Annotated in this window: 20 protein-coding genes; 16 read left to right on the top strand and 4 right to left on the bottom strand. The window is 44.6% G+C overall.

Going from position 1 to position 19,650, the window contains the following annotated elements; all coding sequences use genetic code 11:
- Position 1: 1 nt before the first annotated feature.
- The 4 genes from ECHVI_RS12030 (at position 2) to ECHVI_RS12015 (ending at position 2,971) form a co-directional block, all read left to right on the top strand.
- Positions 2–598 carry a glutathione peroxidase gene (locus ECHVI_RS12030; protein ID WP_015266269.1) on the top strand — a complete coding sequence of 199 codons (597 nt, stop codon included), beginning with the start codon at positions 2–4 and terminating at the stop codon, positions 596–598.
- Between the two features lie 109 nt (positions 599–707).
- Positions 708–1,622, top strand: coding sequence for a 1,4-dihydroxy-2-naphthoate polyprenyltransferase (locus ECHVI_RS12025; RefSeq protein ID WP_015266268.1), 915 nt, complete (start codon positions 708–710; stop codon positions 1,620–1,622).
- A 138-nt stretch (positions 1,623–1,760) separates the two neighbouring features.
- Entirely contained in the window at positions 1,761–2,609 is an 849-nt protein-coding gene (locus ECHVI_RS12020; protein WP_015266267.1) for a universal stress protein, read from the top strand.
- A gap of 5 nt (positions 2,610–2,614) precedes the next feature.
- A complete protein-coding gene (locus ECHVI_RS12015; protein ID WP_041739761.1) occupies positions 2,615–2,971 on the top strand; it encodes a translation initiation factor in 357 nt (118 codons plus the stop codon).
- A gap of 365 nt (positions 2,972–3,336) precedes the next feature.
- Here ECHVI_RS12015 and ECHVI_RS12010 read toward each other — a convergent pair whose 3' ends face one another.
- Complete coding sequence (locus ECHVI_RS12010) at positions 3,337–3,516, bottom strand: hypothetical protein (protein WP_015266265.1); 180 nt, start codon at positions 3,514–3,516, stop codon at positions 3,337–3,339.
- Between the two features lie 121 nt (positions 3,517–3,637).
- Here ECHVI_RS12010 and hemA point away from each other — a divergent pair, with 121 nt between their 5' ends.
- The 5 genes from hemA to hisB all read left to right on the top strand — a co-directional run bounded on the left by hemA (position 3,638) and on the right by hisB (position 9,577).
- The gene (hemA, locus tag ECHVI_RS12005) at positions 3,638–4,879 is read left to right on the top strand and encodes a glutamyl-tRNA reductase (RefSeq protein ID WP_015266264.1); all 1,242 of its coding nucleotides are present in this window, start codon (positions 3,638–3,640) and stop codon (positions 4,877–4,879) included.
- A gap of 276 nt (positions 4,880–5,155) precedes the next feature.
- Positions 5,156–6,016, top strand: coding sequence for an ATP phosphoribosyltransferase (gene hisG / locus ECHVI_RS12000; protein ID WP_015266263.1), 861 nt, complete (start codon positions 5,156–5,158; stop codon positions 6,014–6,016).
- A gap of 24 nt (positions 6,017–6,040) precedes the next feature.
- Entirely contained in the window at positions 6,041–7,330 is a 1,290-nt protein-coding gene (gene hisD / locus ECHVI_RS11995) for a histidinol dehydrogenase (RefSeq protein ID WP_015266262.1), read from the top strand.
- Positions 7,331–7,333: 3 nt separating this feature from the next.
- Entirely contained in the window at positions 7,334–8,398 is a 1,065-nt protein-coding gene (hisC, locus tag ECHVI_RS11990) for a histidinol-phosphate transaminase (protein WP_015266261.1), read from the top strand.
- 81 nt (positions 8,399–8,479) lie between these two features.
- Positions 8,480–9,577, top strand: coding sequence for a bifunctional histidinol-phosphatase/imidazoleglycerol-phosphate dehydratase HisB (gene hisB, locus ECHVI_RS11985; RefSeq protein ID WP_015266260.1), 1,098 nt, complete (start codon positions 8,480–8,482; stop codon positions 9,575–9,577).
- A 99-nt stretch (positions 9,578–9,676) separates the two neighbouring features.
- Here the strand turns inward: hisB and ECHVI_RS11980 are convergent, their stop codons facing one another.
- Positions 9,677–10,735 (bottom strand): globin family protein, encoded by a 1,059-nt coding sequence (locus ECHVI_RS11980; RefSeq protein WP_015266259.1) that lies wholly within the window; start codon positions 10,733–10,735, stop codon positions 9,677–9,679.
- A gap of 27 nt (positions 10,736–10,762) precedes the next feature.
- A complete protein-coding gene (locus ECHVI_RS11975) occupies positions 10,763–11,185 on the bottom strand; it encodes a hypothetical protein (protein WP_015266258.1) in 423 nt (140 codons plus the stop codon).
- A 155-nt stretch (positions 11,186–11,340) separates the two neighbouring features.
- On the opposite strand from ECHVI_RS11975, the gene ECHVI_RS11970 reads away from it, so the two are divergent.
- Entirely contained in the window at positions 11,341–12,126 is a 786-nt protein-coding gene (locus ECHVI_RS11970) for a tetratricopeptide repeat protein (RefSeq protein ID WP_015266257.1), read from the top strand.
- Positions 12,127–12,307: 181 nt separating this feature from the next.
- Positions 12,308–13,087 (top strand): polyprenol monophosphomannose synthase, encoded by a 780-nt coding sequence (locus tag ECHVI_RS11965; protein ID WP_015266256.1) that lies wholly within the window; start codon positions 12,308–12,310, stop codon positions 13,085–13,087.
- 23 nt (positions 13,088–13,110) lie between these two features.
- Here ECHVI_RS11965 and ECHVI_RS11960 read toward each other — a convergent pair whose 3' ends face one another.
- Positions 13,111–14,331, bottom strand: a complete 1,221-nt coding sequence (locus tag ECHVI_RS11960; protein ID WP_015266255.1) for an ABC transporter permease — start codon at positions 14,329–14,331, stop codon at positions 13,111–13,113.
- Positions 14,332–14,371: 40 nt separating this feature from the next.
- Between ECHVI_RS11960 and ECHVI_RS11955 the strand changes: the two genes are divergently transcribed.
- The 5 genes from ECHVI_RS11955 to ECHVI_RS11935 all read left to right on the top strand — a co-directional run bounded on the left by ECHVI_RS11955 (position 14,372) and on the right by ECHVI_RS11935 (position 19,627).
- A complete protein-coding gene (locus tag ECHVI_RS11955; protein WP_041738597.1) occupies positions 14,372–15,583 on the top strand; it encodes an exo-beta-N-acetylmuramidase NamZ family protein in 1,212 nt (403 codons plus the stop codon).
- Between the two features lie 70 nt (positions 15,584–15,653).
- Entirely contained in the window at positions 15,654–16,574 is a 921-nt protein-coding gene (gene fmt / locus ECHVI_RS11950; RefSeq protein WP_015266253.1) for a methionyl-tRNA formyltransferase, read from the top strand.
- Positions 16,575–16,746: 172 nt separating this feature from the next.
- Positions 16,747–17,685 carry a DUF4412 domain-containing protein gene (locus tag ECHVI_RS11945; protein ID WP_015266252.1) on the top strand — a complete coding sequence of 313 codons (939 nt, stop codon included), beginning with the start codon at positions 16,747–16,749 and terminating at the stop codon, positions 17,683–17,685.
- A gap of 179 nt (positions 17,686–17,864) precedes the next feature.
- Positions 17,865–18,374, top strand: coding sequence for a dihydrofolate reductase (locus tag ECHVI_RS11940; protein ID WP_041739757.1), 510 nt, complete (start codon positions 17,865–17,867; stop codon positions 18,372–18,374).
- Complete coding sequence (locus tag ECHVI_RS11935) at positions 18,371–19,627, top strand: competence/damage-inducible protein A (RefSeq protein ID WP_015266250.1); 1,257 nt, start codon at positions 18,371–18,373, stop codon at positions 19,625–19,627. Before ECHVI_RS11940 ends, ECHVI_RS11935 begins: the two co-directional genes overlap by 4 nt.
- The last annotated feature ends 23 nt before the right edge of the window (positions 19,628–19,650 follow it).

Genomic DNA, 19,650 nt, shown 5'->3' with positions numbered 1-19,650 from the left:
TATGAGACAACTAATTTTCATCCTTTCCATAGTGGCATTCGCGGCCTGCAGTGCTGAATCCAACGACAAGACCAATGGAACCGTCGAAGCAACATCCCAAAACCAAGAAGCCATGCAAACAACAAAATCCTTTTATGACTTCACCGTCAAGGATATCGATGGGAACGAGGTCAATCTCAGCAAATTCAAAGGGCAAAAGGTCCTCGTGGTCAATGTAGCATCCAAGTGCGGTTACACGCCACAATATGAAGACCTTCAAAAGCTCAACGAAGAATACGGAGACAAAATCACCATCCTCGGATTTCCTGCCAACAACTTTGGCGGGCAAGAGCCTGGTTCCAATGAAGAAATCAAGAAATTCTGTACAGGAAACTATGGCGTCACTTTTCCGATGTTTGAAAAAGTATCCGTAAAGGGCGTGGACAAGCATCCGCTCTACAGATGGCTTTCCGATAAATCCCAAAATGGATGGAATGATCAAGAACCTACATGGAATTTCTGTAAATATTATATCGATGAAAACGGTGAGTTGAAGCACTTTTTCCAATCGGCCGTCAATCCCATGGATGAAGAAATCATCAAGGTCATCGAATCATAATCATTTCTCCTATCCAATTATTGAAGTAAAACCTGTCAGGCACTTTTTGAAAAAGAGGGCCTGACAGGTTTTTATACCAACCCCACTTCCCTACTCATCTTACAAAGACGTGGACATCGCGATTACCAGTAAAAAACAAGCTTGGCTACACGCCATTCGATTAAGGACCCTTCCATTAGCACTTGCCAGTATCTTGATGGCCAGTTTTATTGCTTGGTTTCATGGCAATTTCCGGTGGGAGGTCACCGTACTTGCCGCACTGACCACCACGCTGCTACAAATCCTATCCAATCTGGCCAATGACTATGGAGACAGTGTCCATGGTGCGGATAGTGCTGAGCGAGAAGGCCCAATTCGGGCGGTTCAATCCGGCATCATTCAGCCCTCTGAGATGAAAAAGGCCATGGTTTTACTGGGGATTTTATCATTTTTGTGCGGTGTCTTATTGTTATATGTAGCATTGGAGAATTGGGTGTTGTTTTTCACGTTTATCGGCATCGGCATATTGTCCATTTTTGCGGCGGTCAATTATACTTCAGGCTCCAATCCCTATGGATACATGGGATTGGGAGACATATCAGTATTTGTGTTTTTTGGTTTGGTAGGGGTATTGGGGACCTATTTCCTGCACAGCTTGGAATTTTCCTCCTCCTTGGTGTTACCAGCCATTTCCCTAGGCTTCTTTAGTACGGCCGTGTTGAACATCAATAATATCCGGGACATCGAATCTGATCAAAAAGCAGGTAAAAAGTCCATTCCCGTCAGGATAGGTAGAAAGGCTGCCGTACGCTATAATTGGGCATTGATCCTACTGGGGAATGTGTCGCTATTGGTTTTCTGTGCGGTAGAAAACGTCCCTGGTGCACTTACAGCCTTGGTGGTGATGCCCCTCATGATCCATATCGGCCTACAAGTTCAGCGAAAGACCAAATCTTCCGACCTGGATCCCTACTTAAAGAAAATGGCCATCTCCACCTTATTTTGGGTGTTGGCTTTTGGCATTGGCATGGTGGTTTTTTCTTGAGTGAATTGCTTTTTCATCGCTCTTTTCACACCTTATCCGGCATGAAATTCGTTTAAGATAATACCAGGAAATAAACTGGTTATAATTACGCCTTTTTTGTAATTTGATTTTAGAACATTTTAATCAAAAACGACAACTATGAAAACCATCTTAGTGCCTTACGATTTTTCAGAAGAAGCGGAGAATGCCTTTGACTTTGCCAAAGAACTGGCTGCCCTTACCCAAGGACACCTAAAGCTCCTCCATGTCATTGAAATCCCCACGGGACAAAATTTCAACACCACCGGGGAAGTAGGGCTTGGAGGTGATGAAATGCAGCAAGTTTTTATGGTCGAGCTGGTGGAAAAAAGGAAGGAACAAGTGGCCGCCATTGCCGCAAAAATGAAGGACATCCCCTATAAGTTCTCCACTAAAATCACATTTGGGAATCCTTACGCCGGGATATCCAATGAAATAGCAGAAATCAAAGCCGATCTCATCGTCATGGGTTCCAAAGGCACCAGTGGACTTGAAGAGCTATTGATCGGTTCGAATACCGAAAAAGTAGTCCGGCACGCCGAATGCCCAGTGATCACCATTAAAAGCAAAATCAATCCATCATCGGTGAAAAACATTCTTTTTGCGAGTGATTTTGGAGATGAAAACAAAAAAACCTTTAATCAGCTGAAAAAGCTGCAAGAAACCCTTCAGGCGGAGCTTCATCTGGTCAAGATCAATACACCGAACAGCTTCGAAAACTCCAAAGACAGCAAGGCCAAAATCAAGGAATTCATCACCAAGAACCATTTGGAGAATGTTACCTTTGAGATTTACAACAGCGATTCTGAGGAAGATGGCATTATCCAATATTCCGAAGAAAACAATATTGACATGATAGCCATGGCCACCCACGGCAGGACTGGGTTTATGCACCTTCTCAGTGGCAGTATAGCAGAGGATGTGGTAAACCACGCCAAAAGACCCGTGTGGACCATGAAGATGAAATGACGATTATGGGAAGAAAAAAGAACAACGACTGGAAAAAACGGGATGGTGTGGTGTATTCCACAAGCGATGAATTTGATTACGATGAATTTGGGGACGAACAAGCAGAAACCCTTCCCCCTCACCAGCAAAACCTCAAAGTGATGCTGGACAAAAAAGCCCGAGGAGGCAAGCAAGTGACGCTTATCGCCGGATTTATCGGAACCGAAGATGATCTAAAAGCACTCGGCAAAACCTTAAAAAGCAAATGCGGTGTAGGAGGAAGTGCTAAAGACGGAGAAATCCTCATCCAAGGCGATCACCGCGATAAGGTCCTCGAGATGCTGCTTCAGCAAAATTATAAAGCCAAAAAATCCGGTGGATAATAAAAAAGGAGTGGTTTACAAAACCACTCCTTTCCAATTTTAAAAAATTGAACCACAAACTAAATTCGACGCAATGAAGAAATGCGTAAAACGTTTATTAACCAACTTACTTTTTTTGTTTAACCGCTTTTAACTATCTACGAAACAGGTATCCTCAATGGATTGCTAACATTTACTTTTTTTTTAAAAAAAATTCATTCGGGCTATGGCATCCCCTATTCAGCATGTGGCTTGTTTCACTTTATATTTCCCTACTTTTCTACAAGTCAAAAGTCAACTGTGTTTCTGGTACCGACATGGCGGATCACTGTTCCCCCATACCAGCAGATAAAGGACAAGCTTAAAAGTTCAGACTACCCGTTTGCTTAATGGTAATACCTCGGATAAAAAAGACCACAAAGTTCCAATGGCACCAAGTACATGCCGTAACCTGCGCGGAAAGGAAATTCATAAGTCGTAAATATAGCATGGCCCAAAAGCATCGAGGCCCATCCGCTTTTCTGAGAATGCTTCTCTAAAAACACCTCGCTCTTATTTATAAACATTCCAAATAGCTGTTTTTCTCCGTTTTATAAATCCAACCGTCCATTCTGCAGCGTACATATTTTCAAACAACGATCATGGAAGGAAGCAAGTAGCTTCTGGTTCAAATCAGAAAGAGACATTATGATTCAGTTTAGACTTTTAAGCTTATCCCATAAGACCACTGACATTGCTGTTAGAGAGCGCTTTGCGCTAAACATTAACGAAGTGAGTCAATTTCTATCCAAGGCCAAGGAAGTATTGGAAGTAGAAGAGGTCATCGCCATTTCTACCTGCAACAGGACTGAAATTCTCTTCTTTGGTGAAGAAAGCGGAGCTTATGCGCTACTGGATTGTTTGTGCCAAGTCAAGCAACAAAACATCGCTACCGCATTGGAAATATTTTCCCAAGAGCATGAAGAAGAGGCGGTCTTAAACTATATTTTCCAAGTATCCTCCGGATTGGAATCCCAGATTTTGGGAGATGCACAAATCCGTTCACAGATCAAGCAAGCCTATCAACTGGCCCATGAAGCGCAAGCCACGGGTACCTATACCCATCGGCTGCTGCAGGTAATTTTCAGTGCAAACAAAAGAATTGCGAGTCAAACCGGCTTTCGCTCAGGCATCAGTTCCGCCTCCTATGCTGCTGTGGACATGATCGAAGAATACCAAAGCATGTTTAAGTCTGCCCGAATTGCCGTAATCGGTTTTGGGGAGATGGGACAGAATGTCTGTAAGCACCTTTGCTCCAAAGGACATACGGCACTGACCGTCTTTAACCGCAGCCACGATAAGATTGCCCAGTTTAATGATAAGTTTAAAACCGAGTTGGCCTACTTGCCGCTTGACCTTTTACCTGGTGAAATTCACCAATTTGACATCATCATATCATCTCCTTCGGTGACCGCTCCGATCCTCGAAAAAAAGGATCTTCAGGCCAAAGATGTAATGTTTAAAATTCTCGTGGACATATCGATTCCGCGAAGCATTGCCCCCGAAGTGGCCAATGTGCCTGGTATAATGCTGTACGACATGGATGATATCGGAAAAGTCACCCAAACGGCCATGGAACAGAAAAAAGCCAGCATCCAAGATGTCAAAACCATCCTCAACACCTATATGGAAGAGTTTATCACTTGGAAAAATGACAACAAAAACCTAGCCTCGATCCGGTCCATGAAAGCAGCCCTTCAAGCCATCAAAGCAGAAGAAATGGATCGTTATCAGCGACTGATGAACGAGGCGCCTTCTTGTCCTTACGAAAAGGTCATGGATGCCATGATCCAAAAAATCATCAAAAAGACAGTTGTAACCCTGAAGTCCATCAAGGATGATAAGGAGCGGAAAGTTTATAATTCCTTGATCAATCAGACTTTTCTTTAAGGAATCATTAATTTCCCGAAAAAACGTTATCAATTTTTGGATAATAGCGATAGCTGATTAATTTTGTAGCATTATCATGAACAGCAGCAAATCAAATATCATCGCTATGCCATTTTTTACAGTTTGCCCCACTGCGACTGTTCATCATTTCCATCATTCCTCCTAAGGAGGAATACTATTTACATATCGCCCCAGAGGCTGTAGGCAAACCATCATGCAGCCCGATTGATTCACAGAATTTCATAAAAGAACTATTCATATTCGTATCTTTATTTCATGGAAAATATTATCCGCATAGCCGTCCAAAAAAGCGGTCGATTAAGTGAAGATTCATTGAGCCTCATCAAAGAATGTGGCATCAAATTCTATAACGGAACCGGTAAGCTCAAATCCACTTCCACCAATTTCCCCATTGAGTTCCTTTACCTTAGGGACGATGACATTCCGGGCTACGTGGCCGACGGAGTGGCCGATTTGGGCATCGTGGGAGAAAACGAACTGGTAGAAAAAGACAAAAGCGTGGATGTGCTCAAAAAACTGGGCTTCTCCAAATGCCGCTTGTCCTTGGCCATCCCCAAGAGCCAGGAATATCCAGGGCTTTCCTACTTTGAAGGTAAAAACATCGCCACGAGTTACACTAAGATTCTCGGAGATTACCTTAAAGCCAACCATATCAATGCGGAAATCCACGAAATCAGTGGGTCAGTGGAGATAGCACCAAGCATTGGCTTGGCAGAAGGCATCTGTGATATCGTGAGTTCAGGGTCTACCCTGATGATGAACGGGCTCAAGGAAGTCGAAGAAATCTTTAAATCCGAAGCCGTGCTGATCAGCCATAAGGGCCTAAACAGCGAAAAGATGGCCATAGTGGAAAAGTTACTTTTCCGTATAAATGCTGTCCAAACCGGTAAAAGCAACAAATACGTCCTGCTCAATGCTCCCAATGAATCACTGGATAAAATCATCTCCCTGATTCCGGGCATGCGCAGTCCTACCATCTTGCCACTGGCACAGGAAGGTTGGTCTTCCGTACATTCGGTACTAAGTGAAGATCAGTTTTGGGAAAACATCGAAGAATTGCGCGCTGCCGGAGCAGAAGGCATCTTAGTGGTCCCAATTGAAAAAATGGTGATTTAATTGCTCCCCAAAGACACGTTTCAAATGAGAACCATAACCAATCCCACCCAAAGTGAATGGCAAAAGGAACTGGCCCGGCCAGTTCAAAAGATGAAGGATATCCAAAAAATCGTCAAGCCGATCATGCGCAAAGTCAGCCGGCAAGGGGACAAAGCGCTGAAAAAGTTCGCATTGGAATATGATCATGTAGAAATCGACAACCTTCTGGTGTCACGCGATGAGATCAACGAGGCATATGAGCAGGTGGATGAATCCTTAAAATCTGCCATTCAGCAAGCCAAAGTAAATATTGAGAAGTTCCATAAAGCCCAGCAAACGGAAGACCTGAGCATGGAAGTCATGGAAGGGGTAACCTGCATGCGCAGAAGCGTGCCAATCCAAAAAGTAGGCCTGTACATCCCCGGTGGAACAGCGCCATTATTCTCTACCGTGTTGATGCTGGGCATCCCCGCCAACATTGCAGGATGTGAGGAAATTGTCCTTTGCACCCCACCAAACAAGGAGGGAAAAATCCATCCGGCCATTTTATACACGGCCAACTTGATCGGTATCGACAAAATTGTCAAAGCAGGCGGCGCTCAAGCCATTGCTGCCCTCACCTATGGCACCGAAAGTGTTCCGCAGGTGGCCAAGATATTTGGTCCGGGCAACCAATATGTCACTGCTGCCAAGCAACTGGCCACGAAAAAGGGAATTGCCATCGATATGCCTGCCGGGCCTTCCGAGGTCTTGGTATATGCCGATGAATCAGCGGTACCGGCATTTGTGGCCGCAGACCTGCTCTCTCAAGCCGAGCATGGCATCGACAGTCAAGTCATTTTGGTCGCCACCGCTTCAAAAGTCGCCAAAAAAACACTTAAGGAAGTAGACAAGCAACTTGCTAAACTTCCCCGAAAGGATATCGCCAAAAAAGCATTGGAAAACAGCATTGCTGTAGTCATGGGCAATCAGGAAAAGGCCATTGCCCTGATCAATGACTATGCCCCGGAGCACCTCATCATTAATGTGGCCAACGAGGACGAAGTGGTGGCAAATATCGTCAATGCCGGTTCAGTCTTTATCGGCAACTTCACCCCGGAATCAGCTGGGGATTATGCCTCCGGCACCAACCACACCTTACCCACCTATGGGTTTGCCAGAAATTACAGCGGAGTGTCATTGGATAGCTTTGTGAAAAAAATCACCTATCAAAAGATTACGGAAAAAGGCCTTCAAAACTTAGGCCCTACCATTGAGGTGATGGCAGGAAACGAGCTCCTTGACGCACACAAAAACGCTGTTTCCATCCGTTTAAAATACCTTAAAGAAAAGTAAAAAATGGCTTTCGACCTGAACAAACTGCTGCGCCCTCATATCGCCCAATTGAAGCCTTATTCCTCTGCAAGGGATGAGTATACCGGCAAAGAAGGGGTGTTTTTGGATGCCAATGAAAATCCTTTCGGCTCCATTACTGCAGAAAGCTTTAACCGCTATCCGGACCCTTACCAGCATGCCTTGAAGGAAAAAATCAGCGCCATCAAGCAGGTACCTGTGGAACAGATTTTCATTGGCAATGGTAGCGATGAGGCCATTGACCTGCTCATGAGGGCCTTTTGCCGTCCTGGAAAGGATAACATCATCATCCTTCCGCCTACCTATGGCATGTACGAGGTAAGCGCTGACATCAATGACATCAGCATTAAAAGGGTCAACCTTAGCGCAGATTTTCAGCTTCGCCCTGATGCTATACTGGAGGCCGTGGATGAAAATACCAAGATCATTTTCATCTGTTCTCCCAATAATCCCAGCGGAAACAAGGTCAGAAGAAAAGATATCCTGAAGATCATAGTAGGATTTGATGGCTTGGTGGTGGTAGATGAGGCATATATTGACTTTAGTGATGAACCGAGCTTCACAGCGGAACTGCCCCAGCACCCTAACCTGCTGGTCATGCAGACCTTTTCCAAAGCATGGGGATTGGCTGCGCTTAGGCTGGGAATGGCCTTTGCATCCTTGCCGATCATTCGGATTCTCAATAAGATCAAACCACCCTATAACATCAGTGGACTGACCCAGGAAACCGTACTAAAAGCCCTTCAGGACACCTCCAAAATGAAACAGATGGTAAAGGAAATGCTTCAAGAACGGGATTACCTGCTGCACGCACTCAGCAAAATGGACGGCATAAAAAAAATCCATCCTACACACGCTAATTTTGTCTTGGTGGAAGTGCCCGCAGCAAAGGAAACCTACGACCATTTGATCGAACAGCAAATCATCGTCAGGGACCGCTCGAAGGTAGTGCTCTGTGACCAATGCCTAAGAATCTCAGTGGGCACAAGAGAGGAAAATGATCAATTGATCGGAAAGCTATCGGAATTTATTGCGACTAGCCTATCCTGATCAATGCCATCACTGGTCACTCAAAAGCACCTTGACTGCTCCTTCAACTTAACCAATTAACAGTTCTACAACATTACAACCATGAAAAAAGTACTCTTTATAGATCGCGACGGCACCATCATTAAGGAGCCACCAGTAGATTATCAAGTGGATAGCTTGGAAAAGCTGGAATTCTATCCAAAGGCCATTTCCAACCTCAGAAAGATCGCTGAAGAAACAGATTACGAACTGGTGATGGTGACCAACCAAGATGGCTTGGGCACCGATTCTTTTCCCGAAGACACCTTTTGGCCTGCCCAATACAAAATGCTCAAAACATTGGAAGAGGAAGGAGTGGTTTTTTCTGCCATTCATATTGACAAGACATTTGAGCATGAAAATGCACCTACCCGCAAACCACGGACAGGTCTGCTTACCGACTACCTGAAAGGAGACTATGACCTTGCCCATTCCTTCGTCATCGGCGACCGCAAAACGGATGTCCAACTGGCCAAAAATCTAGGAACGCAAGCCATTTTCATCGGAGAAGAAGCCGCTGAAGGTGCCGCCTTAAGTACCACTTCATGGGATGAAATCTACGAATTCCTGCGACTTCCTTCTCGAATAGGGCAGGTTAAAAGAAGCACTTCGGAAACCCAGATTGAAATCATGGTTAATTTGGATGGATCAGGAAAATGTCAGATCGATACCGGACTACCATTCTTTGATCACATGCTGGAGCAGCTGGGCAAGCATGGCGGCACCGACCTGGACATCAAGGTCAATGGCGACCTGCACATCGATGAGCACCACACCATCGAAGATACCGCTTTGGCCCTGGGAGAAGCTTACCTGAAGGCCTTGGGAGACAAAAAGGGCATTTACCGATACGGCTTTTTACTGCCTATGGATGATGTACTGGCCCAAGTGGCCATAGACTTTGGCGGACGTCCTTGGATGATGTGGGAAGCCGAGTTCAACAGGGAAAAAATTGGCGATATGCCCACAGAAATGTTTTACCACTTCTTCAAATCCTTCAGTGACACCGCAAAGTGTAACCTCAACATCAAAGCGGAAGGAGCCAATGAACACCATAAAATCGAGGCTATCTTTAAAGGTCTCGCACGTGCCATCAAGATGGCCGTAAAAAGGGATATTGCTGCGCTTAACCAGCTTCCCAGTACCAAAGGAGTCTTATAAATAAAATGGACCATAAGCACAAAAAAAGGCTTTCCCCAACTGGAAAGCCTTTTTCATGATCATAAACCAAGGCTGTCTAAACCGCTCTGATCCCTGGAATTATCCTTGGACAATCGCTCCTTTAAGCCCTTCACTGGTCAATAATGCCCCAAATTCTGCGATAACAGATTCCGGCACCCCTTTATTGGTAGCTGCTTTTACCACTGCTTGGATAAACAAATCATAATCTGCAGAGGTGATCTTACCGGTCATTCTAGGGTTCACATCAGGATTGTGAGCATCTGCCATGTTCATGCCTTCATACATGTAATTGGTAGAACCTATGGACTGCGCCAGTAGATCACTGAAATTCTCCACCAAAGTATTAAATCCTGACATATCCCCTGCTCCTACTTCAGCCAGCAAAACAGGGAAGTAAGGCTTCAAGTCCGCAAATTCCGGATCACTGGCTACTAAAAGTACTGTTTCGGTAACGACTGCTTTAAGCGGCAGGTACCCTGCTTCTTCCATGTTACCGTCAGCATCTTCCACCATTACGGTCCCTCCTAATCTCGTGTAAAGATCGATCATGGTACCATCTTCACGCTGTACGATCGCATCCCTGGTGCCTTCCAACAGCTGTCCTACCGGACCCAAGATCTCTTGGTCACCAAAGCCTGCATCGGTGGCTACTTCTACCACAGCCTCCACAAACAGATCAAAATCTTCATTATCGATCATGCCATTCATTCGGTCATTTGCCTCGGGGTTGTGGGCATCAGCCATGCTCATGCCAGAATAAGTGAAATTTTTGGCTCCTGTGGATTCTGCCAATAGATCCGTAAAATCCTTTACCAATGCATTGAACCCGGACATGTCATCAGCTCCTACTTCTGCTAGCAATACATTAAAATAAGGACGAAGCTCAGCATATTTGTCTTCTGAGGCTATTTTCAACACTGTCCCGGTCACAATGGTACGTAAATTAAGGTACCCTTGCTCGATCATTTGACCGTCATTTGAGGGATCAGCTACCATCATTTCTCCACCCAGTTTGGTAGCGTAAAATGAATCATCCATCTCTTTGATCTGGTCCATGTCATCTTTATCGTTGCAAGACCAGAAAACCACTGCCGTCATAAGCAGTAGCAATACTGAAAATTGATTGAGTCTTTTCATGTTTTCTAAAGGTTTATGTGAAAATGATTAGTTTGTAAATACTTTTTCGAAATAGTTTCCCAATTTATAGGTGAGGGAGTTTTTATTGATAGCAGGACAACTGGCGGCCAATTGGTCCTCACTGGGCTGGAAAAGTGAAGCGCGTAACCCAAAATCAGCATTTACCTGTGTCACCAAGTCGTGGGGATTATGCTGCTTACGGTCATAGAGTAAGATGATAAAATCAGATTTGGTGTTAATGCGTGCATCACGCATCCCTTCTACTTTCAAAAGGTCTGTCTTTATTTCCTCTGACTTTAAGGAATCCACATCCTCATTAAAGTCAATCTGACTCATGGCCCAGTTTGGCCCTTCGGGACGGTTACTGGTCACCATATAAATGTGAACGGCTAACGTGGCGATCAGCAGTAAGACCACGACGCCAGCACCAACAATTATTTTTTTGATCATGGCTCTTTAATGTTGTTTGAAAAAAATATACGCAAGGCCTGCCGTGATTGGATTGTGCAAACTTCAAGAAATCCCAAAAAAACTTTGATAAAGAATGGCTTTGGGTATTGACTTAATTAAACTATTTAATTAGTTTTATAACTAAACCTTTTGATATGAGACTTTTACTAGCTTGCACATGTATGTTGATGTTTAGCGCTTGCGGAGGCGATTTTAATCAAGCAAGAGGCTATTTTGAAAACCAACAATTCGAAAAGGCCATTTCAGAACTGGACTGGGTCTTGTTCATGAAAATGTCAGACGTCGAGGCCTTACAGCTTCGGGCCATGAGCCATGAGGCATTGGAGGAATATGAAGAGGCCTTGACGGATTACAAAAGAATCCTCCAGCTCAAGCCACGAGATGGCAATGCTTACGCCGGGATAGGAAAGTTATACTGGGAAAAAGGCGCTTACAAACTGGCCGAGCAGCACCTGTTGCTGGCAGCAAAAGAAAAGCCTGAAGATGTGGACTTATTGATCCTTCTGGGCCGGGCCATGATCAAAAATGAACATTACCAATCGGCCGATGAGTTTTTGAAATCAGCACGGGAAATCGAACCTAAAAATGCTGCTATCTATTTTTACAGGGGCATAGTCCAAGCGAACCTCGGTGATCCATGGACTACTGCTGCCCAGTTTAACATGTACATCATGTATGCACCGGATAACTTGAAGGCTTATTACAATCGTGGCTTTGCCTATATGCGCATGGGCATGACCGAATGGGCCAAAGAGGATTTTGACTATGTGGTCGAAAAAAATCCTAATCATTATGAAGCATTGGCCAGAAGGGCCATGTGCATGATAGACTTTAATCCCAGCCAAGCCTGTCTGGACTTACAAAAGGCCGCCCAAAACGGTAGCGATTATGCCAAGGAAAATTTGGATTTATGCAGGTAAACAATATCCTCTTTGCTTTCTGTATCCTACTGGAAGAACAATGGATCAGCCCCATCATGAAAAGTCATGGCAAAACGAGGATACAGTAAATGGCATCCTTTACAAAAATCGTCCCATGATGCCGATTTTTTTTCATTGAGTATACAAAAACCCGCTTTAAGTTCTATTTTTGGGACTTATTATGATTCATCGAAAACTCGTCATCATCCCCACTTACAACGAAAAGGAAAATGTCCAAGACATTCTCTATACCGTCATGGAACTGTCCGGACAGTTTGAGGTCTTGATCATTGATGACAATTCACCGGATGGCACTGCCGGTCTGGTCAAAGCCGCCATGGTATCCTACCCTCACCGCATCCATTTGATCGAGCGAACGGGGAAGTTAGGATTGGGCACGGCATACATTGAAGGTTTTAAGTATGCCCTGGCCCATGGTTATGATTATATTTTTGAAATGGATGCTGATTTTTCCCATAATCCTGAAGACCTGATCCGGCTCTATGAGGCCTGTGCAGATAAGGGGAATGATATGGCCATCGGGTCGCGGTACATCAAAGGAGTAAACGTGGTCAACTGGCCTATGGGCAGGGTGCTGATGTCGTATTTTGCGAGTGTGTACGTGCAGTTCATCACTGGACTCCCCATCAAAGACAGCACGGCAGGGTTCAAATGCTATCACAGAAGCGTCCTCGAAGGCATAAAACTAAACAAAATCAAGTTTGTGGGATATGCTTTCCAGATTGAAATGAAATTCACCGCTTGGAAACTTGGCTATAAGATCGTCGAAATCCCCATTATTTTTACGGACCGCACTAAAGGCGTTTCCAAAATGTCCACCAATATCTTTAGGGAAGCGGTCATGGGGGTTATATATATGAAACTAAAGAGCCTTTTCAACCCCTACAAAAGAGCTAATGTCGCAGAAGACGCGAAGTACCATGTCCAAAGCACCAAATAAAAGCGGATCATTCCTTTACTTTCCTAATCAAACCGAATCGCTTTGATCGGGCGGACATTACTGATCATCATTGCAGGAATAAACAGCACCAAGGTCGTCACGAACAAGATCAACGCATTCAACCCCAGAACGATTGGCCAATTCCACTGGATGGGCACATAACTCATGTAATAATTGGCAGGATCCAAGGAAATAAGGTGGGTGAGGTCCTGAAGCCAAGCGATTCCTAATCCTATCAGGTTTCCGATAAGCATCCCCCTTCCAATGATCCGCACACCATTCCACACAAAAATGCCCCGGATTTGCCTATTGGTGCTTCCAATTGCTTTTAGTAAACCAATCATTTGCGTCCTTTCCATGATCAGGATAAATAAAATCGCGATCATGTTGAATGCAGCGACAAAAAGGATCAGTCCCAAAAACACATAGACGTTATTGTTTAGCAACTTCAACCAATCAAAAATCTGGATAAACATGGTGGTCACCTTATCCACTTTCAGGTCGTAATCGATCACTTCATATAGTTCTTCTTCTTTTGTGTCAATCAGCCTTGGGTCTTTGAGGAAAACTTCAAAACCACCGACCTGATCATTCTCCCAGCCATTCAGGTTTCGGATGGTCTGGATATCCCCGATGATTATCTTATCATCAAAATCCTCAAGATAAGTTTCATAAATCCCCACGATATCGAACCGCCTGTACCGTGGCGGATCCTGTACAAAATACATGACCACCTTATCACCAACAGTGAGCATCAGTTTATCCGCAATATTCCTGCTCAAGACCACTTCATTGGAAGCTTCCCCCTTTTTTCCAAACTGGATAAAGCGTCCTTTTACCATGGAAGTGGAAAATGCTTCTTGATCAAAGGCCTCACTTACGCCCTTTAGAACGACTCCCTGAACCTCTTCATCTCCTTTCAGCAGGCCAGGTTTGTACGCATAATCCTGTATATGCCGGATATAGCCATAATCTTCATAACTGGTATAAAATTGGCTGTCTTTACTACTGGGATAATTCTCATAGGCATTATGGGAAGTAAATTTATGCACTTGGTAATGCCCCGTAAACGAAAACACCTTATCAGAAACCACTTGCTTAAAGCCGCCCAAGATCAAAAATGCAATAATTAAAATGGACAAGCCAATCGCAATGCTCGCAACGGCAATCTGGTGTATGGTTCCTGTAAAACCGCCTGTCCTTTTAAAACTAATTCTTTTGGCAATGAAGTAGGAAAGGTTCAATGAAGTGTTTTATTTTGTTAAGATTCAAATGCAAATTAATATGAAGCAGCTAAAATTAATACTTCTACTGATTTTTTTACCGACCTTTTTGGGATGCCGCGCTATTTCAGGTTCCCTTTTGGCAAAAACAACCACCGATGACCCTTCGACAAGTTCTCCTATCCTTCCGGGAGCAGATCAGCCTGAGCAATACCTTCCCCTTTTAAGGGGTAAAAAAGTGGGATTGGTCGCCAACCAAACAAGTGTACTTACCCAAAAAAACAACCAGCACTTGGTTGATTTTTTACTTGAGAACGACATCGCCGTCCAAAAGATATTTGTTCCCGAGCACGGCTTCCGAGGCAATGCAGATGCTGGTGAGGTGATTAAAAACGACACCGATAAAGAAACAGGAATCCCTTTGGTTTCCCTTTATGGATCCAACAAAAAGCCTTCTGAAGAAGCCTTGATGGATATTGACATCCTCATCTTTGATTTTCAGGACGTGGGACTCCGGTTTTACACCTACATCAGCACCATGCACTACGTAATGGAAGCTTGTGCAGAACAAGGCAAGCCCCTGATCATCCTGGATCGCCCCAATCCCAATGGAGACTATATAGATGGGCCTGTCTTGGATCCGGCATATCAGAGTTTCGTGGGCATGCATCCTATCCCGGTAGTTCACGGACTCACCATGGGAGAGCTCGCCCTTATGATCAATGGTGAAGGGTGGCTAAAACACCAAGTGAAGGCCGACATTACGGTGATTCCTGTGGCAAACTGGAACCATGAACAACATTATTCCCTTCCGGTCAAGCCCTCTCCAAACCTCCCCAATGATGTTTCTATACGACTATACCCATCGTTATGCTTCTTTGAGGGTACTGACATCAGCGTGGGCCGCGGCACTTATTTTCCCTTTCAGGTATACGGGGCACCAGACCCAAAATACGGATCATTTACCTTTACACCTGAAAGCATCAATGGCATGAGCAAGCACCCACCGCATGAAGGCAAAACCTGTTATGGTACCGATCTCAGAAAAACACCGCTCACCCATCAGTTTACGCTACAATACCTCCTGGAAATGTACCAAAAGTCGGGTGGCGGACAGCAGTTTTTCAACAGCTTTTTCGACAAGCTTGCTGGGACCGACCAGTTGAGGAAGGATATTCTAGCCGGAAAATCAGCGGCCGAAATCAAGGCAGGTTGGCAGAAGCCATTGCAAGCGTATAAAACCATGAGAGAAAAGTACTTGCTTTACCCATAATTTATCCATCGTTCTAGCACCCTCATAGTTTAGTGACTACCTAACGATCCGACAGTACAACGATTCAACCATGAATAAAGACCTTCGCATCATTTATATGGGCACGCCCGATTTTGCAGTGCCTTCCTTGGAAATCCTAGTGGAAAACGGCTGGAATGTCGTAGCGGTCATCACCGCACCTGACAAGCCAAAAGGAAGAGGCCAAAAGCTTATTCCTTCGCCGGTAAAAGCAGCTGCCCTGAAACATGAAATCCCTGTTTTGCAGCCTACTAATCTGAAATCACCTGAATTTATCGAAGAGCTGAAGGGTTATCGTGCGGATGTCCAAGTGGTAGTGGCTTTTCGAATGTTGCCAGAAGTGGTATGGAACATGCCTCCTAGGGGGACTTTTAACCTCCACGCCTCACTGCTTCCGGACTACCGGGGAGCTGCTCCGATCAATTGGGCCATTATTAATGGCGAAGAGGAGACCGGCGTCACCACTTTTTTCCTGAAGCATGAAATCGACACCGGAAGCATCATCTATCAAGAAAAAGAGCCCATCCTCCCCCAAGACAATATTGGCAGCCTGTATGAAAAGCTGATGGCCAGAGGGTCCAAGTTGGTGTTGAAGACCATTGAAGCGATCGACAAAGGTGACGTGGATACTTATGGACAAGATGAAGCAAAAGCCCTTCACCACGCTCCTAAAATCTTTAAAGAAACCTGCGAAATCGATTGGAGCAAACCGGCCAGATCAATCCATAACCTGGTGAGAGGCCTCTCCCCTTATCCTGCAGCTTGGACGACCCTCCAGGATAAATCCTGCAAGATTTTCGCCACTGAAATAGTCGATGAGCTAAAAGGCAAATCCCCCGGTGAATATGCATCCGACAACAAAACCTACTTACATTTCCAAACTGGAGCCGGAGCGCTCTCCATCAAAGAACTCCAGCTACAAGGGAAGAAAAGAATGGAAATTCAAGATTTCTTACGCGGCAATAAGCTTTGATCAAGCATTGTCAGCAACCATTTTCATGGCAGGCCCTTTTCACAATGGCCTGCCTTTTCTTTTATACTCATTGCCAAGGCGGCCATAATAATTCTGCGGCCCCATACACCTTTTTCCTGTGGCTTTTATTCCCGCATTTGTTTAAATTGGTCAGTTATAAAACTAACGAGCCATGAGAACTGATAAATTACTTTTAGCTGCACTTTCAGCTATGCTGCTTTTTCCTGTGACCACTCAAGCACAGTTTTTAAAAAAACTCAAAAAAGCCGCCCAAGAAGGCGTTGAAAATGCCGTAGAACGACGCGTTTCCAATGAAGTGGAAAATGCTGCCCGCAAACAGACAGACAAATACCTTGAACAAATTTTCGGTGCCCCATCAACCTATGAAGGCGGTGATTACGATTATGGAAAGGTCATGAGCAGTATTGACATGAATGCAGCCACAGAAGACCGTTACCACTTTACCGGCTACACCGACATGATAATCTCAGGCACGGATGAAAAAGGCAAAGCCATCGAACCGGTGACCTTTCGGTCTTTCTTAAGTTCCAATACCGATTTTTGGGGAATAGAAATGGAAAACCAAGATCAAAAAGCGGAGAAAACGGTAATGATCTTTGACCATAAAAACAATGCTTCCGTATTGCTGATGGAAAATGAAAAGGGAGAAAAAAATTACATGGCCTATGGAATGGACTGGACAAAAATGATGGATAATGCTGCAGACAAGGAACTGGACGATATGGACAATGAGACCAGTTCAGCGGCATTTGACCTCACCAAAACGGGAAACACCAAAGAAATCCTTGGCTACACCTGCGAGGAATACATTAGTGAAAACGAAGAATACGCTGCCAGCTATTGGGTGAGCACCGAACCCATCGAGGGCTATGCTTCCTATTGGTCAAAAAACAACTTTCTTTTTTCCAAAAGAGTAAAACAAAAGTATCAAGCGTATTACGATGGCCTTCCTGATGGAGATGTGCTGGAAATCCACTATGAATCCAAGGAAGACAAGAGTATCACGGATATGGTCATCACCACCATAAATACCACTGAGCAATTTGAGTTTGAAATGGCCGAATACAGTAATGCGATGGAGGGGCAATGACCTCTCCATCTGACACTGTGAACGTTATGGTCGTTCCTTAATTTTCTCCCCTTTGCTATGCCCTACAGGCTTTCATGCTACGCAACAAGACAATCACTTTTAGGGCAAACTTTTTAAAGCACCTTTTTTAATGCTTCAAAAAACCTTGGTATCTTGTGCAATTCAAAACTCCAAAGGCATTGATACTATCCATAATCGTAGCAAAAGCGAACAATAATGTGATCGGAAAGGACAATCAACTCATCTGGCGCCTTTCTGCTGACCTTCGACACTTTAAGCAGCAAACTACCGGTCACTACATCATCATGGGAAGAAAGACTTATGAATCCATGGGCAAACCACTCCCTAACAGGACATCAGTCGTGATCACAAGAAACAAGCAATACGAAGTTCCGGAAGGCCACCACGTGGTTCACAGCTTGGAAAAAGCCATTGCCATCGCCAAAGAAGGAGGCGATGATAAAGCTTTCATCATCGGAGGTGCTGAAATCTACAAACAGGCACTCCCCCTTGTGGACGAGATGATCATTACAGTGGTAGACTGTGCTCCTGAAGGCGATGCTTATTTCCCGGAATTCTCATTAGAAAACTGGACAAAAACTGCCGAGGAATTCCATAAAAAGGATGAGAAAAACCAATTTGATTACACCTTTGTTACCTACCAAAAAGCCAAGCCGATAACCGCATGAAACAAATTACCGCAGAGATAATCGCTATTGGTGATGAATTGCTTTATGGGCAGATCATGGACACCAACAGCCACTGGATCAGTAAAGAACTTGACCAAATTGGCGTGAGAGTTGTCCGTAAAACCACTGTGGGTGATAACGAACCGGATATTCTTCACGCCTTCCGGCATGCTCAAAACCGTGCCAACATCATCCTGATCACGGGTGGATTGGGTCCCACAAAGGACGACCTCACCAAACCGTTGCTGGCCAAATATTTTGAATGCTCCATAGAACCTTTTCCAGAAGCTATCGCAGATGTGAAGGCATTTTTTGAGAAAAGAGGGCGTGAACTGACGCCACTAAACAAGCTCCAAGGTCACCTTCCTACCAAATGCCAGTATGTCAAAAATGACCGGGGAACTGCTCCCGGGATGTGGTTTGAAGAAAATGGTTGTGTATGGATGTCCATGCCTGGCGTCCCCCATGAGATGCAGTTTCTCATGGAAAATTTCGTCCTTCCTAAAATCAAAACCCTATTTTCACTTCCTGTCATCTATCACAAAGTAATCAAAACGGCAGGCATCGGTGAAAGCTGGCTGGCAGACATGATTGCCGAATGGGAGGATCAGCTTCCTTCTCACATCAAACTGGCGTATTTGCCCTCCCTTGGTGAGGTAAAACTGAGACTTACAGCCTTTGGGGATGACATAAATCAGCTTCAAGAAGAGGTAAATCAATACATTCAGCAAGTAAAACCGCTCATAAAAAACTATATTTATGGCTATGATCAGGAAACCATAGCCGAAGCAATTGGTCGGATTCTTACGTTAAACAAGAAAACCATATCCATCGCAGAAAGCTGCACAGGGGGGTATGTTTCCCACTTGGTCACTGCCATCCCTGGAAGCAGCAACTATTTTAATGGGGCCATCACTCCTTATCATAATCAGTTTAAAACTGCCCTATTAGGAGTAAAAGAAAGCACCCTTATGGCCCATGGTGCCGTGAGTGAAGAGACCGTCATGGAAATGGCAAGCATGGTCCGAAAAAAGTTTGATGCTGATTACGGATTGGCAACGAGTGGGATTGCTGGCCCCGGTGGGGGAAGCCCTGAAAAGCCCGTCGGAACGGTATGGATCGCTATTGCCAATCGAGAGGGCGTCAAGACCAAAAAATTGCAATTGGCACATGATCGTTTGCTCAATATCCAGTATTCAGCCTTGACTGTCCTAAATCTGCTCCGAAAGGTTATTAAAAACGAAAACGATTAAATAATTTGGGACATCCTGTTTTG

It is taken from the genome of Echinicola vietnamensis DSM 17526 (assembly GCF_000325705.1).
Lineage (GTDB): Bacteria > Bacteroidota > Bacteroidia > Cytophagales > Cyclobacteriaceae > Echinicola > Echinicola vietnamensis.
This window is presented reverse-complemented; position numbering and strand designations above follow the sequence as displayed.